The 1,842-nt window shown below is 49.5% G+C and carries 1 protein-coding gene; it reads right to left on the bottom strand.

Going from position 1 to position 1,842, the window contains the following annotated elements:
• Positions 1-1,058 precede the first annotated feature (1,058 nt).
• On the bottom strand, positions 1,059-1,842 hold a 784-nt coding region (locus ACP5H1_RS08370), incomplete at its 5' end, for a glycosyltransferase family 2 protein (RefSeq protein WP_427974050.1).

The raw sequence follows: 1,842 nt of genomic DNA, 5'->3' as shown, positions 1-1,842 counted from the left end.
CACAGCGTGAAGAGGAATGACGCCGCCTTAATGGGAAACATAGTGCTGGGCTCAGATTATGATTTAAGGGGCGAGCCCTATCCTCACGAGTTCACCTATGTAGACCTCAGGGACCTCTTAGTAAAACTTGCTTATCTACATGATCACGCCGATTTGCTGTGAAGTGGGGGCTTGAAAATAGAAGGGAGGCCCTGCAGAGATCCCGCGCTAATGAGAAAGAGATGCATAAGCTGTTAATTTTTCTCTCAGCAGCGTTAGGCCCTGATTAAGGGCCTCCGTGAACCCCCTGCATCCCTCTTGGGGTTGGCCTGTGCTGGCAGGGAGCTCGCCCTTCATCAGGGGCCCAGCCTTGACGTTTAACACGTGTGGACTACGATCACCTCGTCTGGCCACCTCCTCTGTAGGCTCAGGGATGAGAGGAGGTCCCGAGCTCAGGCCTGCACAGGGTGATGATGGAAACTCTTGTCATGACGCACCTACCTCGGCGTAGTCCCTGAAGCCCGCTGATACCAGGGTTTCGCTGGAGGCCACGCCCACTAACATCCTTGAGTCGCTTTAGTTACAGGTGTAAGGCTTAAGGTTAGCTGACTCGACCTTTGTGACTGCCCAGTTAAAGCCCAGCCTGCTGGCGGTTGAGAGAAGAGCTGAGAACGCTACATGGTCGCTGTCGGCCCCGACTTTTAAAGCAACCAGCCACTAACCTCAACTTGCCTGGCAGTTGCACGTCATTGTCCTCCAGCAAGGCGATCACATCATCCTTTGACTCCCTTATCCCCTCGGCTACCTTAGGACCAAGGCTTCGTCGTTTACATAGATACACCTAACCCCTTACTGACGTCATTATTTACGTAATCCTCTTAGTCAGCGATGGCCACTATCTCAAGCTTGAAGTCCTCCTCCTGGGCTAATATGGGGGTCAGGGGCCTAAGGCGGGTACTGCTTTCTCCTCCTGTGAGCACTCACGAGAGCTGATATCATCATAAGGCCCTTGCGTTTTAATAGGTTAGCGATCCAAATAATTTCACCTTTTTAGCCGTGTGACGCAGCAGGGGCCTTGTTTACCTCATCCTCAGAACGTTTATTATCTCCCTAACATGTAAAGAAAGGTCTGGCCTTAATGAGGAAATTTCGTCGATAAACGCCAAAATGTAAGGAATTGAGGAAAATAATAGGAACCGCAGGGCATTCGCTACTCTCGAACGCCCGTCGCCAGACGATAACGCAATGTTTATAAGACCACACCTAATGAACCTGACATACTCTGAAGGCGAGGGCACCAGGTCGTGAGAGAGCGCCCCAGCTAATGGTGTTGGAAGATATAGGGCTTCCAACCTGGCAGTCATTGATTGCAGTTCCAAATCGTTACATCTACACTCCCTTGGAAGCTCTCTTCCAACGTAGCCATGCCACTTAGCTACTTTCAGTAACCACCTGGCCTTATTAATTAAGTTAACTTCTCTGTTTTGCTGATGGATAATAAGAGGCTTGCTGAATACGATGCCTCCTATGCTATTCCTGTGAATTCTGTAATATGTCAGGGGCTTGCCGGTAAAGTAGAGGACCGCTCTATTACCACCATATTTTAGGGCAGAGACAAAGAGTAGTGAGTCGATGCCAGTCTCCATTTGTTTCAGCCTATCAACGTCTGCTATCTCCCTTGAGATCGCTATGAAGCTATTGTTAAAGTCGATCCCTGAACCGAAAACCTTAATCAGGGGCAGCATCTGATAGTAACAAACCCCTAGATTCCTTTCGACTTTTAGCAGCAAGCTGGACTGGAGGACGAAGTCCTTTTGATCCTTTAGTGCAGGATTCCAGCTCTTATCAGAAATAACCTGTCCC

The organism is Acidilobus sp., assembly GCF_049973875.1.
In the GTDB taxonomy this organism is placed as follows: domain Archaea; phylum Thermoproteota; class Thermoprotei_A; order Sulfolobales; family Acidilobaceae; genus Acidilobus.
Note: the sequence above shows the minus strand (reverse complement) of the source record. Positions and strands in the feature narration are given on the sequence as shown.